This window comes from Streptomyces sp. NPDC001868 (assembly GCF_040297125.1).
Classification (GTDB): Bacteria; Actinomycetota; Actinomycetes; order Streptomycetales; family Streptomycetaceae; genus Streptomyces.
In genome coordinates this window covers 129,940-147,153 of the sequence record NZ_JBEOYO010000015.1, presented here as the reverse complement: position 1 = coordinate 147,153, position 17,214 = coordinate 129,940, and the positions used below count along the sequence as shown (strand labels likewise).

General features: G+C 71.1%; 12 protein-coding genes. 2 read left to right on the top strand and 10 right to left on the bottom strand.

Annotation, left to right across the window (positions count from 1 at the left end; translation table 11 throughout):
* Window positions 1-33: 33 nt before the first annotated feature.
* The 9 genes from ABT147_RS19840 to ABT147_RS19800 all read right to left on the bottom strand — a co-directional run bounded on the left by ABT147_RS19840 (window position 34) and on the right by ABT147_RS19800 (window position 11,524).
* Window positions 34-1,608, bottom strand: coding sequence for an NCS1 family nucleobase:cation symporter-1 (locus tag ABT147_RS19840; RefSeq protein ID WP_351407755.1), 1,575 nt, complete (start codon window positions 1,606-1,608; stop codon window positions 34-36).
* 179 nt (window positions 1,609-1,787) lie between these two features.
* A complete protein-coding gene (locus ABT147_RS19835; RefSeq protein WP_351407753.1) occupies window positions 1,788-2,807 on the bottom strand; it encodes a TIGR03842 family LLM class F420-dependent oxidoreductase in 1,020 nt (339 codons plus the stop codon).
* An 11-nt stretch (window positions 2,808-2,818) separates the two neighbouring features.
* Window positions 2,819-4,222: a dihydropyrimidinase gene (gene hydA / locus ABT147_RS19830; protein WP_351407751.1), complete on the bottom strand. Its 1,404-nt coding sequence runs from the start codon at window positions 4,220-4,222 to the stop codon at window positions 2,819-2,821.
* A 130-nt stretch (window positions 4,223-4,352) separates the two neighbouring features.
* Window positions 4,353-5,195, bottom strand: a complete 843-nt coding sequence (locus ABT147_RS19825) for a nitrilase-related carbon-nitrogen hydrolase (RefSeq protein WP_351407748.1) — start codon at window positions 5,193-5,195, stop codon at window positions 4,353-4,355.
* A 155-nt stretch (window positions 5,196-5,350) separates the two neighbouring features.
* On the bottom strand, window positions 5,351-6,928 hold the full coding sequence (locus ABT147_RS19820; protein ID WP_351407746.1) for a PucR family transcriptional regulator: 1,578 nt from the start codon (window positions 6,926-6,928) through the stop codon (window positions 5,351-5,353).
* Window positions 6,929-6,959: 31 nt separating this feature from the next.
* Window positions 6,960-8,246 (bottom strand): aspartate aminotransferase family protein, encoded by a 1,287-nt coding sequence (locus ABT147_RS19815; RefSeq protein ID WP_351407744.1) that lies wholly within the window; start codon window positions 8,244-8,246, stop codon window positions 6,960-6,962.
* Between the two features lie 63 nt (window positions 8,247-8,309).
* A complete protein-coding gene (locus tag ABT147_RS19810) occupies window positions 8,310-9,152 on the bottom strand; it encodes a nitrilase-related carbon-nitrogen hydrolase (RefSeq protein WP_351407742.1) in 843 nt (280 codons plus the stop codon).
* A 219-nt stretch (window positions 9,153-9,371) separates the two neighbouring features.
* Window positions 9,372-11,084 (bottom strand): hypothetical protein, encoded by a 1,713-nt coding sequence (locus tag ABT147_RS19805; RefSeq protein ID WP_351407740.1) that lies wholly within the window; start codon window positions 11,082-11,084, stop codon window positions 9,372-9,374.
* Window positions 11,085-11,248: 164 nt separating this feature from the next.
* Window positions 11,249-11,524: a helix-turn-helix domain-containing protein gene (locus ABT147_RS19800; RefSeq protein WP_351407738.1), complete on the bottom strand. Its 276-nt coding sequence runs from the start codon at window positions 11,522-11,524 to the stop codon at window positions 11,249-11,251.
* 74 nt (window positions 11,525-11,598) lie between these two features.
* Here ABT147_RS19800 and map point away from each other — a divergent pair, with 74 nt between their 5' ends.
* Both map and ABT147_RS19790 read left to right on the top strand, forming a co-directional pair.
* Window positions 11,599-12,366, top strand: a complete 768-nt coding sequence (gene map / locus ABT147_RS19795; RefSeq protein ID WP_351407736.1) for a type I methionyl aminopeptidase — start codon at window positions 11,599-11,601, stop codon at window positions 12,364-12,366.
* 298 nt (window positions 12,367-12,664) lie between these two features.
* Window positions 12,665-15,235 (top strand): ATP-dependent Clp protease ATP-binding subunit, encoded by a 2,571-nt coding sequence (locus ABT147_RS19790; RefSeq protein ID WP_351407734.1) that lies wholly within the window; start codon window positions 12,665-12,667, stop codon window positions 15,233-15,235.
* Window positions 15,236-15,255: 20 nt separating this feature from the next.
* Here ABT147_RS19790 and ggt read toward each other — a convergent pair whose 3' ends face one another.
* Window positions 15,256-17,061: a gamma-glutamyltransferase gene (gene ggt, locus ABT147_RS19785; RefSeq protein ID WP_351407731.1), complete on the bottom strand. Its 1,806-nt coding sequence runs from the start codon at window positions 17,059-17,061 to the stop codon at window positions 15,256-15,258.
* Window positions 17,062-17,214 lie beyond the last annotated feature (153 nt).

Below are 17,214 nucleotides of genomic sequence, written 5' to 3'. Positions count from 1 at the left end.
GCTCCGGTCACGGCCGCCGTCGGACGACGGCTGTCAGACGGCCGCCTTCTCCTGCTCCGCCTGCCGGCGCACCCGCTCACGCTCCCCGGCCATCAGCGCCACGTACAGCAGCATCGACGTGCCGAGGCCCACCGCCCAGCCGTAGTCGGCGAGCGGCTTGAGGAACGGGATCATGCCGTCGTGCGGGAACGGTCCCGAGGACACGCCGTCCGCGGAGACGGTCGAGTACGAACCGCCGACCGCGAGGACACCGCCGACCACGAAGGCCACTATCGCCCGCCAGTTCCAGCCGGACTTGTACCAGTAGCGCCCGCCGGGCGTGTACAGGTCCGCGAGGTGCAGGACGGTACGGCGGATGATCCAGTAGTCGGCGATGAGGATGCCGGCGACCGTGCCGAGCAGTCCGCCGACCACGCCGAGCCAGGTGAAGATGTAGAACTCGGGCGTCGAGATCAGCTTCCACGGGAAGATCAGGATGCCGACGACACCCGTGATGAGCGCGCCCGTACGGAAGTTGATGAGCTTCGGCGCGAGGTTCGCCAGGTCGTACGCCGGTGAGACCACGTTCGCCGCGATGTTCACGGAGATGGTCGCGACCAGCACGGTGATCAGGGCGAAGAGGAGCCCGAAGACGTTGTCGGCCTTGGCCGCCAGGGTGACCGGGTCCCAGATGGCCTCGCCGTAGACGACCTCGGAGCCGGAGGTGACCAGCACGGCGAGGACGGCGAAGAGGGTCATCGTGGTGGGCAGGCCCAGGGACTGGCCCCAGGTCTGCGCCTTCTGACTGGCGCCGAAGCGGGTGAAGTCGGGGATGTTCAGGGACAGGGTCGCCCAGAAGCCGATCATTCCCATCAGCGACGGGAAGAAGACCGGCCAGAAGTCGGCGCCCCAGCCGAGCTTGGACGGCTGGTCGAGCAGCGCGCCGAAGCCGTCGGCCTCGACCGCGATCCAGACCAGCAGCACCAGCGCGCCGACGATCACGAAGGGCGCGGCCCAGTTCTCGAAGTGCCGCAGGAAGTCCATGCCGCGGTAGATGATCGCGATCTGCAGCGCCCAGAAGAGGAGGAAGCAGAGCCACAGCGGCCACGGGTTGCCGAAGACCTGTCCGGACTTCTCCCACTCACCGCCGGTGAGCTTGGAGCCCAGCGCGAAGATGCCGGAGCCGCCGATCCAGGTCTGGATGCCGAACCAGCCACAGGCGACGGCGGCACGGATCAGCGCCGGGATGTTGGCTCCCCGCAGCCCGAAGGAGGCACGGGCCAGCACCGGGAAGGGGATGCCGTACTTGGGCCCGGCGTGCCCGGTGGCCAGCATCGGCAGCAGCACGATGATGTTGGCCAGGGCGATGGTGAAGACGGCCTGCTTCCAGTCCATACCGAGGGCGACCAGGCCGGAGGCCAGGGTCCAGCTGGGGATGCAGTGCGCCATGGAGATCCACAGCGCCGCGAAGTTGTACGTCGTCCACTTGCGCTCGGAGACGGGTACGGGGCGCAGGTCCTCGTTGGCGAAGGGGCTGTCGGCGGGGAACGCCTCGGGGGCCAGCTCGATCCGGCCCGACGAGTCGGCGGACTGGGCTATCTGTGACCCCGTGGGGACTGTTTCGGTCATGGGCAGGCCAATCAGGGGAGGTGGGACGGGAGAGAAAGGCCGTGCGGAGGCCTTGGGCCCCTCCCCGGGGACGGCCGGGGAGGGAGTCAAGGTGTGGGGGTCGGGGTGGAGCGGTTGGTTCCGGATTGTCGCAGGGGCTGACCTGGGAGAGAACCCCCTGGTCAGCCGTTGAGCCTCGGTCAGCCGTTGATCGCGGGGATGATCGTCGAGCCGTACACGTCGATCACCCGCTCCTGCGCGTCGTGCATGTCGTAGACGGCGAACTGGTCCACGCCCAGCGCGCGGAGCGCGTCGAGCTTCTCGATGTGCATCTCCGGCGTCCCGATGAGGCAGAACCGGTCCACGATCTCGTCGGGCACGAACTGGGTGTCGGGGTTGTCGGCACGACCGTGGTGGGAGTAGTCGTACCCCTCGCGGGCCTTGATGTAGTCCGTCAGCTCCTCCGGTACGGCCGCGGAGTGCTCGCCGTACTTCGACACCAGGTCGGCGACGTGGTTGCCGACCATCCCGCCGAACCAGCGGCACTGCTCCCGCGCGTGGGCCAGCGCCTCGGGCGAGTCGTCCTCGGTGACGTACGCGGGGGCGGCCACGCAGATCTTCACCTCGGACGGGTCGCGCCCGGCGGCCACGGCCGCGTCCTTGACCGCCTTGACCATGTACTCGGTGAGATACAGGTCGGAGAGCTGGAGGATGAAGCCGTCGGCCTCCTCACCGGTCATCTTCAGGGCCTTGGGGCCGTACGCGGCCATCCAGACCGGGAGTTCGGCGTCGTCCTTGATCCAGGGGAAGCTGATGACCGTACCGCCGAGGTCGGCCTCACCCCCGCTGCCCAGCGAGCGGATCACCTTCATCGCCTCGCTGATGCGGGCCAGGGTGTTGGGCTTGCGGCCCGCGACCCGCATCGCGGAGTCGCCGCGGCCGATGCCGCAGACCGTGCGGTTGCCGAACATGTCGTTGAGCGTGGCGAAGGTCGAGGCGGTGACCTCCCAGGTGCGGGTGCCCGGGTTGGTGACCATCGGGCCGACCGTCAGCTTGGTGGTGCTGGAGAGGATCTGGCTGTAGATGACGAACGGCTCCTGCCACAGCACGGCCGAGTCGAAGGTCCAGCCGTAGGTGAAGCCGTTGTTCTCGGCGCGCTTCATCAGCTCGATGACACGCGAGGCCGGCGGGTCGGTCTGCAGGACGAGTCCGAAGTCCATGGGCTCCACTCCTAGTTGAGGTACTGACAGGTGGAGCGGGGGGTGTACGTGCCGTGCCCGGCGTGCCCGGTGTACTCCCGCTCGGTGATGACGAGTTCGCCGCGCGAGAGGACCGTCTCGACCCGGCCGGTGGTGCGCTTGCCCTCGTACGCCGAGTAGTCGACGTTCATGTGGTGCGTCTCGACGGACATGACCTGCTCGGCGTGCGGGTCGTAGATGACGATGTCGGCGTCCGCGCCCGGCGCGATGGTGCCCTTCTTCGGGTACATGCCGAACATGCGGGCCGGGGTCGCGCAGGCGATCTCGATCCAGCGGCGGCGCGAGATGTGCCCGTCGACGACGGCCTGGTGGAGCAGGTCCATACGGTTCTCGACGCCCGGCAGACCGTTGGGGATCTTGGAGAAGTCGCCCCGGCCGAGTTCCTTCTGGCCGACGAAGCAGAACGGGCAGTGGTCGGTGGAGACCACCTGGAGGTCGTTGGTGCGCAGGCCCTGCCACAGCTTGGCCTGGTGCTCCTTCGGCCGCAGCGGCGTGCTGCACACGTACTTGGAGCCCTCGAAGTCCGGCTCCGCGAGGTTGTCCGTGGAGAGGAACAGATACTGCGGGCAGGTCTCGCCGAAGACGTTGAGCCCCTCGTCGCGTGCGCGCGCCAGCTCGGCCACTGCCTCCATGGCCGAGACGTGCACGACGTACAGGGGGGCGCCGGCGACCTGGGCCAGCTTGATCGCGCGGTGGGTGGCCTCGGCTTCGAGCAGGGCCTTGCGGACCTCGCCGTGGTACCGGGGGTCGGTCTCGCCGCGGGCGAGCGCCTGCTCCACCAGCACGTCGATCGCGATGCCGTTCTCCGCGTGCATCATGATCAGGCCGCCGTTCTCGGCGGAGCGCTGCATGGCGCGCAGGATCTGGCCGTCGTCGCTGTAGAAGACGCCCGGGTAGGCCATGAACTGCTTGAAGGAGGTGACGCCCTCCTGCACCAGCAGGTCCATCTCCTTGAGCGTGTCCTGGTTCACGTCCGACACGATCATGTGGAAGCCGTAGTCGATCGCGCAGTTGCCCTCCGCCTTGGCGTGCCAGGCGTCGAGGCCCTCGCGGAGGGTGTGGCCGACGCTCTGTACGGCGAAGTCGACGATCGTGGTCGTGCCGCCCCAGGCGGCGGCGCGGGTGCCGGTCTCGAAGGTGTCGGAGGCGAAGGTGCCGCCGAAGGGGAGTTCCATGTGGGTGTGGGCGTCGACGCCGCCGGGGATCACGTACTTCCCGGTGGCGTCGATGGTGTGCTCGGCGGTCCAGGCCTCCGCGGCGGTTGTGCCGGCGGCGGCGAGGGCGGCGACGCGGCCGTCCTCGATCAGGACATCGGCGTGGATCTCATCCGAGGCTGTGATGACGAGACCGCCGCGGATGACTGTACGGCCGCTCATTCGGTCACGCTCCGTTCGGTTGTCGGGAAAGTGCCGGTCGTTCGTGGCTGGTCGCGCCCACGCGGCGGAAGCCGCATATCGGGCACTTCCCCGCGCCCCTTTGGGGCGCGGGGGTGCTGGACCTCGCTGCTTACGGTGCCGTCAGCGGGCCGTACGCGTCCGGGCGGCGGTCCCTGAAGAACTGCCAGCGGTCGCGGACCTCGCGGAGCTTGGTGAGGTCGAGGTCGCGGACGACCAGTTCGGTCTCCTTGTCGCTGGCCACCTCGCCGACGAACTGGGCCTCCGGGTCCACGAAGTAGGAGGTGCCGTAGAAGTCGTTGTCGCCGAGTTCCTCGACGCCGACCCGGTTGATCGCGCCGATGAAGTACTCGTTGGCGACGGCCGACGCCGGCTGCTCCAGCTGCCAGAGGTAGCGGGACAGGCCTCGTGAGGTGGCCGAGGGGTTGAAGACGATCTCGGCGCCGCCGAGGCCCAGCGCACGCCAGCCCTCCGGGAAGTGCCGGTCGTAGCAGATGTAGACGCCGATCTTGCCGACGGCGGTGTCGAAGACGGGCCAGCCCGCGTTGCCGGGGCGGAAGTAGAACTTCTCCCAGAAGCCGGGGACCTGGGGGATGTGGTGCTTGCGGTACTTGCCGAGGTACTTGCCGTCCGAGTCGATCACGGCGGCGGTGTTGTAGAGGACGCCCGGCTGCTCCTCCTCGTACATCGGCAGTACGAGGACGAGGCCCAGCTCCTTGGCGAGCGCCTGGAAGCGCTTGACGATCGGGCCGTCGGGGATCGCTTCCGCGTACTCGTAGAACGCCTTGTCCTGGACCTGGCAGAAGTAGGGACCGTAGAACAGCTCCTGGAAGCACAGGACCTGCGCACCCTGCGCGGCCGCGTCGCGGGCCGCCTGCTCGTGGACCTGGATCATCGACTCCTTGTCGCCGGTCCAGGCCGTCTGGAAGATGGCTGCGCGGATGACTCTGCTCATCGGGACCTCCGGTCACTCGGTGTGCGGTGAGCCTAGGAAGTCCGGATGTCGGGTTTGAGTTGCACGGTGTCACGTCTGCGGGCCTTCTCCGTTCCACCGTGTCACCTCTTCGTGGGCGCATGTTTCACCGCCGTTTTCGCAGGTCGCGGCATGTTTCAGCCCTGTTGCGCGTCGTGTGCGAGGAGGGCGATGTGGACGGACGCCGCCTGCTCGAAGTCGTCGAGGTCCACACCGAGGCGGGCCTGTATGGCTTCGAGCCGGCGGTACAGCGCGGGCCGGCTGACGTGGTGCAGCTGGGCCGTGTGCGACTTGTTGCGGCCGGTCGCGAGGTAGGTCCGCAGCACGGGCAGCAGATCCTGCTCGGCGTGCCCGTCACCGCGCAGCAGACCGTCCAGCTCCCGCTCGGCGAAGGCCTGTACGTGCGGATCGTCCCGCAACAGCCGGATGAGGCCGCGCAGATGGACGTCACGGAGGCGTACGACGACCGGGAGGTCCAGCCCGGTCGTGGCGGACTGGGCGACGGCGTCGGCCACATGCCGGGCCTCCCGCAGTCCGCCCGGCACGTCCTCCCAGGTGGTGCGGGCCTCCGCCGCCGCCACGACCGTCCGGCGCGCCCCCGACTCCGACCGCAGCCGGGTCGCGAAGTGCGCGGTGAGCGCGGTCGCGTCCTGGTCCCGGGCGAGGCTGAGCAGTACGGCGGTGGCACCTTCCGCCAGCTCGGCGACAAGCCCGGGCATACCCAACATCCGTAGTACTCGGTCGAGTTGGGCCGCGTCCTCGTCGCGTACGACGAGCGGCACGAACGTACGGCGGTTGACCGGGAGCCCGGCCGCCCGCGCCCTCGGCAGCAGCTGCCGGGCCGGTACGACCCCGGAGACGAGGTCCGTCAGGAGGCTCTGCGCGGACTGTTCCTCCCACGAGTGCGCCGAACCACCGAGCATCCGGTGGAGGACGAGCGCCTCGGCGGCCCGGTCGGCGAGCAGCCGCCCGGTGGCGGTGTCGCCCCGGTACCCGCACAGCACGATCTGCCCCCAGCGTTCCCCCCGTCCGCCCAGTTCGGCCCGCACCCAGCCGTCGCCCTCGTTGCCGCCCGCCTGCCGGGAGATCCGCTCCCAGTCGCGCAGCACGTCGTCGACCGCCGACCGCTCCCCCGCCGTGGCGAGGACACGGTGGGCGAGGTTGGTGACGACGAGCGGACAGCCGGCGTGCTTGGCGATCTCGTCGAGGAGCCGTTGCAGCGGGGCGCCCGCGGTGATCAGTCCGGTGAGGGCCGTGCGGACGGCCTCCGACAGGCTCACTGCCGCGAACTTCCGCCGCACCAGCCGGGACTGCACCTCTTCGGTCAGTTCGGCGAAGGGGAACGGCCGGTGCAGCACCACCATCGGCAGTCCGCACCGCTCCGCCGCCCGGCGCATCACGTCGGGCGGCGTCGGGAAGGCCCGGCCGAGTCCGAGGACGACCGCCGAGGCCTCCGCGTGGTGCAGGGAGCGGATGTACTCGGCCTGGGCCTCGACGTTCCCGGCGAGCAGGACCCCGGTGGTGAGGACCATCTCTCCGCCGGTGAGCATCACGCCCACGTCGGGGGCCTCGGCGACATGCACCCAGCGCACGGGCCGGTCGAGCTGACCGGCTCCGGCCACCACCTCGGGCTCTCCGGCGAGGACCCGGTCCAGGCTGAGGACCTGGCGTACCGACAGGGCGGGTTCCAGGCCGGGTTCCGAGGTGGTGGTCATGGTGGTGTTCCTCAGATCTGTTCTGCTGGTGCTACTGGATGCTCCTCAGAGCGCGTTCGAGGGCGTCGGCGCCCTCCTCGGCCTCGGCGACGGTCAGCGACAGCGGGGGCGCGACACGCAGGGCGCTGGTGTTGTGGCCGCCGCCCTTGCCGATCAGCAGGCCCTCACGGCGGGCGGCCTCCAGGACGGCGGACGCGGCCTCCGGGTTCGCCTCGTCGGTGCCGGGTTTCACCAGCTCGATGCCGATCATGAGGCCCCGGCCGCGCACTTCCTTCACCGCCGGGATCTGCGCGGCGATCGCCCGCAGCCGCTCGATGAGCAGTCCGCCGACCCGGCGCGCGTTGCCCTGGAGGTCGTGCTCGATCAGGTAGTTGAGGTTGGCGAGGCCGGCGGCCATGGTGATCTGGGTGCCGCCGAAGGTCGAGATCGAGTTGCTGTCCAGGCAGTTCATGACCTCGGAGCGGGCGACGACACCGCCGATGGACATGCCGTTGCCGATGCCCTTGGCGAAGGTGAGGATGTCCGGCGGCCCGTTCTGCCCGTGCGCCTGCCAGCCCCAGAAGTTGTCGCCGGTACGGCCCCAGCCGGTCTGCACCTCGTCGGCGATCCACAGCACACCGTGCCGCTGCAGCACCTCGCGGAAGGCCGCGTACAGGCCGTCCGGCGGTGAGGTGAAGCCGCCGACGCCCTGGACCGGCTCGGCGATCAGCGCGGCCGGCGGGCGGCCGTGGCCGAGCAGGTCCTCCAGGTCGGCGACGCAGGCCGTGATGAAGTCGGCGTCGCTCAGGTCGGCGTAGGGGCCGCGCGTCCGGACGCCGCCGTGCACGTACAGCGTCTGGAGCGGGGACAGCGAGGTCGGGGACCAGCCCTTGTTGCCGGTGATGCCGACCGTGCTGAACGAACGGCCGTGGTAGCTGTTGCGCATCGCCAGGATCTGGTTGCTGCGGCGGTACGTCGTGGCCAGCATCAGCGCGGTGTCGTTGGCCTCGGTGCCGGAGGTGGTGAAGAAGACGCGTGCGTCCGGGATGCCGGACATCTGCGCGATCCGCTCGGCGAGTTCGACCATCGGACGGTTGAGGTAGAGCGTCGAGGAGTGGATGATCCGCCCGGCCTGCTCGCTCACCGCCTTGGTGACCTCGGGCAGCGCGTGCGCCGTCATCGTGGTGAGGATGCCGCCGAAGAAGTCGAGGTACTTGTTGCCCTGGGCGTCCCAGACATGGCGGCCCTCGCCGTGGGTGATCTCCATCGGGTCCGCGTAGTAGAGCGCGAGCCAGTCGGGCAGTACGGCCTTGTGGCGTCCGAGCAGTTCGTCGGTCACGGCTGCACCACTCCTTTCACTCCTGTACGGGTTCTGCGTGTGTCACGGCTGTACGTGCCCACGTCAGGGCTGGACAAGTCCTTCGTACGCGTCGGGCCGGCGGTCCCGGTAGAACGCCCACTGCCGCCGGACCTCCTCGATCAGGTCGAAGTCGAGGTCCCGTACGACGAGTTCCTCGCCCTTGTCGCTCGCGACCTCGCCGACGAACTTGCCGCGCGGGTCGACGAAGTACGAGGTGCCGTAGAAGTCGTTGTCCCCGTACTCCTCCACGCCGACCCGGTTGATCGCGGCGACGAAGTACTCGTTGGCGACGGCCGCCGCGGGCTGCTCCAGCTGCCACAGGTGGGAGGACAGGCCCCGGTGGGTCGCGGACGGGTTGTACACGAGCTGGGCGCCGTTCAGGCCGAGCTGGCGCCAGCCCTCCGGGAAGTGGCGGTCGTAGCAGATGTAGACGCCGACCTTGCCGACGGCGGTCTCGAAGACCGGCCAGCCGAGGTTCCCGGGCTTGAAGTAGTACTTCTCCCAGAAGCCCTTGACCTGGGGGATGTGGTGCTTGCGGTACTTGCCGAGGTAGGTGCCGTCGGCGTCGATCACGGCCGCGGTGTTGTAGTAGAACCCGGACTGCTCGACCTCGAAGACCGGGACGACGATCACCATGCCGGTCTCACGGGCCAGTTCCCGCATCCGGGTCACGGTCGGGCCGTCCGGCACGGGCTCCGCCCAGGCGTAGTGCTCCGGCTCCTGGACCTGGCAGAAGTACGGCGCGTTGAAGACCTCCTGGAAGCCGATCACCTTCGCACCCTGCCGGGCCGCCTCACGGGCGTGCTCGATGTGTTTGGCGACCATGGACTCGGTGTCACCGGTCCAGGTGGCCTGGACCAGGGCGGCGCGTACGACGTTGGCCATGTCAGGTGCTCCTTCGACAGGGACCTCGGAGAGCCTCTACGCCCGTAGACGCAGGCCGTAGAGGCTTGAAACTAAGCCCCGTCGACGGGCTGGGCAAGACCATCGTCGTCAACCGGCCGAGTCGATCACGTTTCGCACTCCAGTGGGTGATTACCCCTGTGTTTCGCGCGACGGGCAGGTCGGATGGGTCGGGCGGGGTCGTCCGGTATCCGGCAGGGATCAGGTGATCCCCTGCACGCGCAGGGCGTGCACCACCTCTCGGTAACGCTCCTCGGAGACACCGCGCGCCGCCGCCAGCACGAGGGGCTTGAGCCGGCGCGGATGGGCCTCCGCGGTGCGCGCCGCCTCCTCCGGCGTGCGTACGCGCACATAGACGTCGAGCAGTGCGCGCGCCTCCCGTTCACGCCCCTCGGTGGTGAACGCGAGCACCGCCTCGCCGATCTCCTCGGCGGGCCGTGAGACTCCCTGCCGCAGCATCTGCTCCCCGTCCGAGGCGCGGCCCACCGCGTGCAGGGCGTCCGCGACCGCGACCAGCCGGTCGGCGGGCAGCGAGCCGGCCTCCCACAGCAGGGTCGCCCAGTCGGCGCCCAGTCCCGCGCGGTGCAGATCGGCCGCGAGCAGCGGGAAACGGGCGGCGGGCCCCTGCGCGACCTCCACGAGGAGGGCGTGCGCCTCCCCGCTGCGGCCCTCCCGGCGCAGCCGCACCAGCCGCTCCACGGTCTCGGCGACCTCCCGGCGCGCCTCGTCGTCCAACGCCTGCCGCGCCTGCGGCTGCTTCGGCTTCGCCGTCTCGGCCCGCCCCACGACACCGGCGTACCGGGCGCCCCGGGGAGACCGCCCCTTGCGGCCGACGGCCGGCGCGGCCTCGGGCACGACGACGGGCTCCGCCTCCTCGTCCTCCGTCGCCCCGGCGAAACGGGCACCCCCTCGGGGGCGGCGCTTGGAGCGCTGCTTGGCTGGAGCCGGGGTGGCGACGGGTTCCGGGGCGGACTCGGGGTCGGGCTCCGCGCCGGCGTCGGGGGCGGGAGCGGGGCTGGTCCGGACGGGTTCGTCGGGCTCGGGGAAGGCGTCCGCGTAGGTGTCGCGCCGGGCGTCGTGCGCGGCGGGCTCCTCGGGGCCACGACCGTCTGACGTACGACCGCCGAACATCCGGCTGTCGGACATCTGGCTGTCTGACATCCGGCCGTCGTGGGTCCGTCCTCCGGCGCCGTACCGGTCCGTATGTATACGTCCGTCGCCGTACTGGTCCGCCTGGTCCGCCTGGTCCGCGTGCGCGCGCCCACCACCGTGACGCGCCTCCTGCGTACGTCCGTCGAGGCGCTGCGCCGAACCGTCCGTACGCTCCTCCGCCTCCGGTACTCGGAAGACGTCCCCGGCGGTGTTCCCCGGAACGCGCGCCGCGCCCCGCACGGGGCTGTGCGGGGCGCGGCGGTCGGCGTCCTCGATGCGGGTGCGCAGTTCCGTGCAGCGGGCTGTGGCGCGTTCGTGGTCGTCGTGGGCCCAGGCCAGGTCGAGGCGGATGGAGTCGGCCTCCTCCTGGGTGGTGGCGGCGTGGAGCAGGCGGCTCAGTTCGGCGGTGCGTTCGGCGGCGTAGCGCTGTTCGCGGAGCATGACGTCGAGCCGGTCGCCGAGGGCCTCACGGCCGCCGGGCCGGGCGTCGTACGCGGCGAGCGAGGCGCTGTGCAGGGCGCGGGCCCGCCCGGTCTCCTGGGCCGCGGCGGCGGGGCCGTACGCGGTGTTGAGGTCGTGCATGAGCGCTTCCACGACGTCCCAGGGCGGCACCTCCAGACCGTCCAGGCAGGCGCGCATGCCGTCGGGGTCGCGCTGCCAGAAGACGGCGCACCAGCCGTTGCCCTGGTCGAGCTTGGTCATCAGCTTGTTCAGGTATCCCGCGAACTCCCGCACTTGTCCCGGGAGTTGATCCACAGCCATCGCATACTCCCCGGCAGACTGGAGTGCTCCGGTCCGCAAGAAAACACCAGTTGTGTTACGGAAGGGCTACGCGAAGTTTTCAGAGCGGACGCAGTGTCCTGTGAGTTGCGGCGCGACGGCTGTTCGGGAAGGGATCACGCCATGACGGCGGTGGCCTGAACGGTTCAGGCCACCGCGGCCGTCGGGGCGACCGAGGGGGCCGGGGCGCACCGCGTGACGAGGACGTCCATGGACAGGCCGAGGGTGCGGGCGAGGGCGGCGACCGTGAAGAAGGCCGGGGTGGGGGCGCGGCCGGTCTCGATCTTGCGGAGGGTCTCCGCGGAGATACCCGCGCCGGCGGCGATCTCGGCCATGCTGCGACCGCCGCGGGCCTCTCGCAGCAACCGGCCGAGCCGCTCGCCGCGTTCGCGCTCTTCGGGGGTCAGTGGGGTGCGCACCATGACCCCATTCTAATACCGATCCCCCACCCCGGGGCCGGTATATTAATTGGGCATCGACCGGTATAGTAATTGGCATGGTGGAACTGAAGACGGATGCGTCGATGGACGCGATGTACGAGGCCGGGCAGGTCGTGGGGCGCGCGCTCACCGCGATGCGGAAGGCCGCCGACGTGGGGGTCTCCCTGCTCGAACTGGACGAGGTGGCACGCGAGGTGCTGCGGGAGGCGGGCGCCTCGTCGCCGTTCCTCGGCTACCGGCCCTCCTTCGCGCCCACTCCCTTCCCCGCGGTGCTCTGCGCCTCCGTGAACGACGCGATCGTGCACGGCATCCCGACGGCGTACCGGCTGCGCGACGGCGACCTCGTGTCCCTGGACTTCGGTGCCGTACTGGACGGATGGGCCGGGGACTCGGCGATCAGCTTCGTGGTGGGCGAGCCGCGCGTGGCCGACCTCCGGCTCGTCGAGACGGCCGAACGCGCCCTCGCGGCAGGCATCGAGGCGGCCGTCGTCGGCAACCGCATCGGCGACATCGCCCACGCGATCGGCACCGTGTGCCGGGGCGCCGGGTACGGGATTCCCGACGGGTTCGGCGGCCACGGGATCGGCCGGCACATGCACGAGGACCCGGGGGTGCCGAACGAGGGGCGGCCCGGGCGCGGGATGCGGCTGCGGCACGGGATGGTGCTGGCGATCGAGCCGATGGTGATCGGCGGGGGTGGTGACGGGTTCCACGCGGCGCCGGACGGGTGGACGCTGCTGACGGACGACGGGTCCCGGGCGGCGCACGCGGAGCATACGGTGGCCATCACGGAGGCGGGGCCGCGGGTGCTGACCACTCGGTGACGGGTGTTGTGAAGCGCCGTTGAAGTGCGGGTGGTTATGTGGCTGCGGGTGCGTGGGGCTTCTCGCGCAGTTCCCCGCGCCCCTGAAAAGCCGGGGCTGCGCCCCGTGCCTTTCAGCCCGCAGCCCCATCGCTTCTTCAGACCCCCGGGCCGTGGTCTTTCAGGCCCGCAGGGGCCTGAATCTTTAGGGGCGCGGGGAACTGCGCGACCAGCCCCCACCGGACCCGCAGCCACAAACGCACCGCAAACCCCACGGCACCCCCGGTGTAGCCCCACCACTCAAGGGAACCCGGTGCCGAATGAACAGCGGATTCCCGAGGCCCGAGGGCTACGGCCCGGACCCCTTCACCGAGTTCTTCGCCCGTTTCTTCGGCGGGCCGCACCCGCAGCGGATCGAGATCGGCCGCCTGATGAGCGGCCAGGCCCGCCAGTTGGTGGCCGACGCGGCGGCCTACGCCGCACGCCACGGCAGCAGCGACCTCGACACCCAACACCTGCTGCGCGCCGCGCTCACCGCCGAGCCGACCCGAAGTCTGGTGGCCCGCGCGGGCGCCGACCCCGACGCGCTGGCCGGTGAGATCGACGAACGGTCGGGCCCGGAGCGGCACCGGCCGGGCCAGGGACCGGCGCCCGCCTCCCTGGCCCTGACCCCCGCGGTCAAGCGGGCCCTCCTGGACGCGCACGAGTTGGCCCGGGTCACCGGCTCCGGCTACATCGGCCCCGAACACGTCCTGAGCGCCCTCGCCGCCAACCCGGACTCGGCCGCCGGGCACATCCTGGGCGCCGCGCGGCTCCCGGCGTCCGCGCTGCCACCGGACGCGTCGGAGCCGCCGCCGGCGACCCCGCCCGTCGGCATGCCCCTCGCCGGGCTCCCGCGCTCCGACCTGCCGCGCCGCACGTCCACCGCCACCCCGACCCTCGACAAGTACGGCCGCGATCTGACCGACCTCGCCCGTCAGGGCCGTGTCGACCCGGTCATCGGGCGGGAGGAGGAGATCGAGCAGACCGTCGAAGTGCTCTCCCGGCGCGGCAAGAACAACCCCGTGCTCATCGGTGAGGCGGGCGTCGGCAAGACCGCGATCGTGGAGGGGCTGGCCCAACGCATCGCCGAGGGGGACGTGCCCGAGGTGCTGGCCGGGCGCCGGGTGGTCGCCCTGGACCTGTCCGGGGTGGTGGCCGGGACCCGCTACCGGGGCGACTTCGAGGAGCGGCTCACCGGCATCGTCGACGAGATCCGCGCGCACTCCGAGGAACTGGTCGTGTTCATCGACGAGTTGCACACGGTCGTGGGCGCCGGCTCGGGCGAGGGCAGTGTGATGGACGCGGGCAACATCCTCAAACCGGCCCTGGCGCGCGGCGAGCTGAACATCGTGGGCGCGACGACGCTGGAGGAGTACCGGCGGATCGAGAAGGACGCGGCGCTGGCCCGCCGGTTCCAGCCGGTGCTGGTCCCCGAGCCGGGCAGCGGTGACGCCCTGGAGATCCTGCGCGGGCTGCGCGACCGGTACGAGGCCCACCACCAGGTCCGCTACACCGACGAGGCGCTGACGGCCGCCGTGGATCTGTCGGCCCGGTATCTCACCGATCGCCGGCTGCCCGACAAGGCCATCGATCTGATGGACCAGGCCGGGGCCCGGGTCCGGCTGCGCGCCCGGACGAAGGGCACGGATCTGCGGGCCCTGGAGCGGGAGATCGAGCAGCTGACCCGGGACAAGGACCAGGCGGTCGCCGGTGAGGAGTACGAGCAGGCGACGCGGCTGCGGGACCGTATCGGCGAACTGCGGCAGCGGATCGGCACCGGCCGTGGCGAGGAGCGGGCCGACGACGGGCAGAGTCTGGAGATCGGCGCCGAGGACATCGCCGAGGTCGTCTCCCGGCAGACCGGCATCCCCGTCAGCAGCCTCACCCAGGAGGAGCGGGAACGGCTCCTCGGGCTGGAGCAGCGGCTGCACGAGCGCGTCGTCGGACAGGACGAGGCGGTGCGGGTGGTGGCGGACGCCGTGCTGCGCTCACGCGCCGGGCTCTCCGGCCCCGAACGGCCCATCGGCGGCTTCCTCTTCCTGGGCCCCACCGGCGTCGGCAAGACCGAACTGGCCCGCGCGCTGGCGGAGGCCCTGTTCGGCGGCGAGGACCGGATGGTGCGGCTCGACATGAGCGAGTACCAGGAACGGCACGCGGTCAGCCGGCTGGTGGGCGCCCCGCCCGGCTATGTCGGCCATGAGGAGGCCGGCCAGCTGACGGAGCCCGTGCGCCGGCACCCGTACGCGCTGCTGTTGCTGGACGAGGTGGAGAAGGCCCACCCCGATGTCTTCAACCTGCTGCTCCAGGTCCTCGACGACGGCCGGCTCACCGACGCGCAGGGCCGTACGGTCGACTTCGGCAACACCGTGGTCGTCATGACGAGCAACCTGGGCTCGGAGGCCATCGGCCGGAGCGGGTCGGGGCTCGGCTTCTCGGCGGGCGGCGTCGAGGCGGCCGAGGAGGACCGGCGTGAGCGGATCCTGCGGCCGTTGCGGGAGCACTTCCGGCCCGAGTTCCTCAACCGCGTCGACGAGATCGTCGTCTTCCGCCGGCTCACCGACGACCAACTGCGGCAAATCACCGGCCTGTTGCTGGAGCGGACGCGGGACCGGCTGCGGGCGCGGGGCGTCACCATCGAGTTCACCGAGGAGGCCGTCGACCGGCTCGCCCGCCACGGCCACCAGCCCGAGTACGGCGCCCGGCCGCTGCGCCGCACGATCCAGCGGGAGGTCGACAACCCCTTGTCCCGGCTGCTCCTGAACGGTGAACTGCCGTCCGGCAGCCGGGTGGTGGCGGAGGTGGAGGACGGGCGGCTCGCCTTCCGTACGACGCCGCCCGCCTCGCGGTGACAACCTGCCCCCGGTGACGCCTACTTGGCCGGGTGCACGACCATCGCCGCGCCGCCCCCGCGCCGTACGGTCTCCGCGGCGGCCAGCCACTTGCCGTTCGACAGGCGCTGGACGGCGGCCACGGCGCCGATCTCCGGGTTCTGCCGGAAGCCGTGCCCGATGGCTTCGAGCTGGGTCCTCAACGGGCTGTTCCACAGGCCCGGTTCGAGTTCGGTGGTGGTCTGGTTGCGCTGACTGGCGCGCGGCGCGGCGATCGCGTCGACCAGCGGCGTGCCCCGGTCGAGGAAGCCGGTCAGGGTCTGCAGCACGGTGGTGATGATGGTCGCGCCGCCCGGCGAACCGAGCGCCACGACGGGCTTGCCGTGCCTGTCCAGCACGATGGTCGGCGACATCGACGAGCGCGGCCGCTTGCCCGGCCCCGGCAGGTTCGGGTCGTGCACGGCCGGATTGGCCGGGGCGAAGGAGAAGTCCGTCAGCTCGTTGTTGAGCAGGAAGCCCCGGCCCGGCACGGTGATACCGCTGCCGCCGGTCTGCTCGATGGTGAGCGTGTAGGAGACGACGTTGCCCCACTTGTCGGCGACCGTGAGATGGGTCGTGCTGTCGCCCTCGTACGTCGTCGGCGCGGCCGTACCGCCGCTCGCGCAGGCCGCCGGATTGCGCGGGTCGCCCGGCGCGACGGGGCTGGTGAGCACCGCGTCGTCCTTGATCAGGCACTCGCGCGAGTCGGCGAACCGCTGCGACAGCAGTTCCTTCGTGGGGACGTCCTCGAAGGCGGGGTCGCCGACCCAGCGGCCCCGGTCGGCGAACGAGATCCGGCTCGCCTCGATGAAGCGGTGCAGATACTGGACGTCGCTCGCCTTCGAAAGGTCGGTCCGCTCAAGGATGTTGAGGGCTTCGGCGACCGTCGTGCCGCCGGAGGACGAGGGCGCCATCCCGTAGACACCGAGACCCCGGTACGACGCCTTCGTGGGCGCCTGGCGCTTGGCGCGGTAGGTGGCGAGGTCCGTGGTGGTCAGGTCGCCGGACCGGGCGTTGTAGCCCGAACCGGGGTCCACCGGGGGCTTGTTGACCGTGTCGACGATGTCCTGCGCGAGGTCGCCCCGGTAGAGGGCTCCGACGCCCTTGCGGCCCAACTCGGCGTAGGTGCGGGCCAGATCGGGGTTCTTCAGGGTCGAGCCGACCACCGGCAGCTGCCCGCCGGGGAGGTAGAGCTCCGCCGTGGCCGGGAAGTTGCGGAACCTGGCCTCGTTGGAGGCGGTCTGGGCGCGGAAGGTCGCGTCGACGGTGAACCCGTCGCGGGCGAGCTTCTCGGCGGGCTTCAGCAGCTTCCCGAGCGGCTCGCTGCCCCAACTCCGCAGCGCGGTCTGCCAGGTGGCCGGGGTGCCGGGCGTGCCGACGCTCAGTCCGCTGGTGACGGCCTCGGCGAACGGGATCGGCTGGCCGTTCTCCAGGAAGAGATCCTCCCCGGCGCTCAGCGGCGCGGTCTCCCGGCCGTCGATGGTGTGCACCGAACGGGACCCGGCGTCGTAGTAGACGAAGTAGCCGCCCCCGCCGATGCCCGCCGAGTAGGGCTCGGTGACGCCGAGCGCGGCGGCGGTGGCGACGGCCGCGTCCACCGCGTTGCCGCCCCTGCGGAGCACCTCGATACCGGCGGCGGAGGCGTCCGGGTCGACGCTGGAGACGGCACCGCCGTAGCCGACGGCGACCGGAACCTTCTCGACGGTGTCCGCCGTGGCGGAGGTCGGCGGGGCCGCCCCCACCGACACCACGGCGGACGTTGCCGCCAGTACAGCCAGTTTCCGCGCGACAGGGCGACGCAGACGCATCCGTACCTCCAGTCAAGGACCGTCCGCGCAGAGTAACGCGGGCCCCACGGCCCCGTCAGCGGTGTCTCGGCCATCCGGCGGTCCCGCGACACTCCCGCAACGGCACGTCGAACCGGGGCACCGGGCATGAAATCGGACAGGGATTCGGACAGT

Coding starts and splice junctions, on each gene's coding strand:
- ABT147_RS19790 (WP_351407734.1), top strand. CDS start 12,665: ATGAACAGCGGATTCCCGAGGCCCGAGGGCTACGGCCCGGACCCCTTC.
- map (WP_351407736.1), top strand. CDS start 11,599: ATGGTGGAACTGAAGACGGATGCGTCGATGGACGCGATGTACGAGGCC.
- ABT147_RS19805 (WP_351407740.1), bottom strand. CDS start 11,084: ATGGCTGTGGATCAACTCCCGGGACAAGTGCGGGAGTTCGCGGGATAC.
- ABT147_RS19825 (WP_351407748.1), bottom strand. CDS start 5,195: ATGAGCAGAGTCATCCGCGCAGCCATCTTCCAGACGGCCTGGACCGGC.
- ABT147_RS19835 (WP_351407753.1), bottom strand. CDS start 2,807: ATGGACTTCGGACTCGTCCTGCAGACCGACCCGCCGGCCTCGCGTGTC.
- ABT147_RS19800 (WP_351407738.1), bottom strand. CDS start 11,524: ATGGTGCGCACCCCACTGACCCCCGAAGAGCGCGAACGCGGCGAGCGG.
- ABT147_RS19810 (WP_351407742.1), bottom strand. CDS start 9,152: ATGGCCAACGTCGTACGCGCCGCCCTGGTCCAGGCCACCTGGACCGGT.
- hydA (WP_351407751.1), bottom strand. CDS start 4,222: ATGAGCGGCCGTACAGTCATCCGCGGCGGTCTCGTCATCACAGCCTCG.
- ABT147_RS19840 (WP_351407755.1), bottom strand. CDS start 1,608: ATGACCGAAACAGTCCCCACGGGGTCACAGATAGCCCAGTCCGCCGAC.
- ggt (WP_351407731.1), bottom strand. CDS start 17,061: ATGCGTCTGCGTCGCCCTGTCGCGCGGAAACTGGCTGTACTGGCGGCA.
- ABT147_RS19820 (WP_351407746.1), bottom strand. CDS start 6,928: ATGACCACCACCTCGGAACCCGGCCTGGAACCCGCCCTGTCGGTACGC.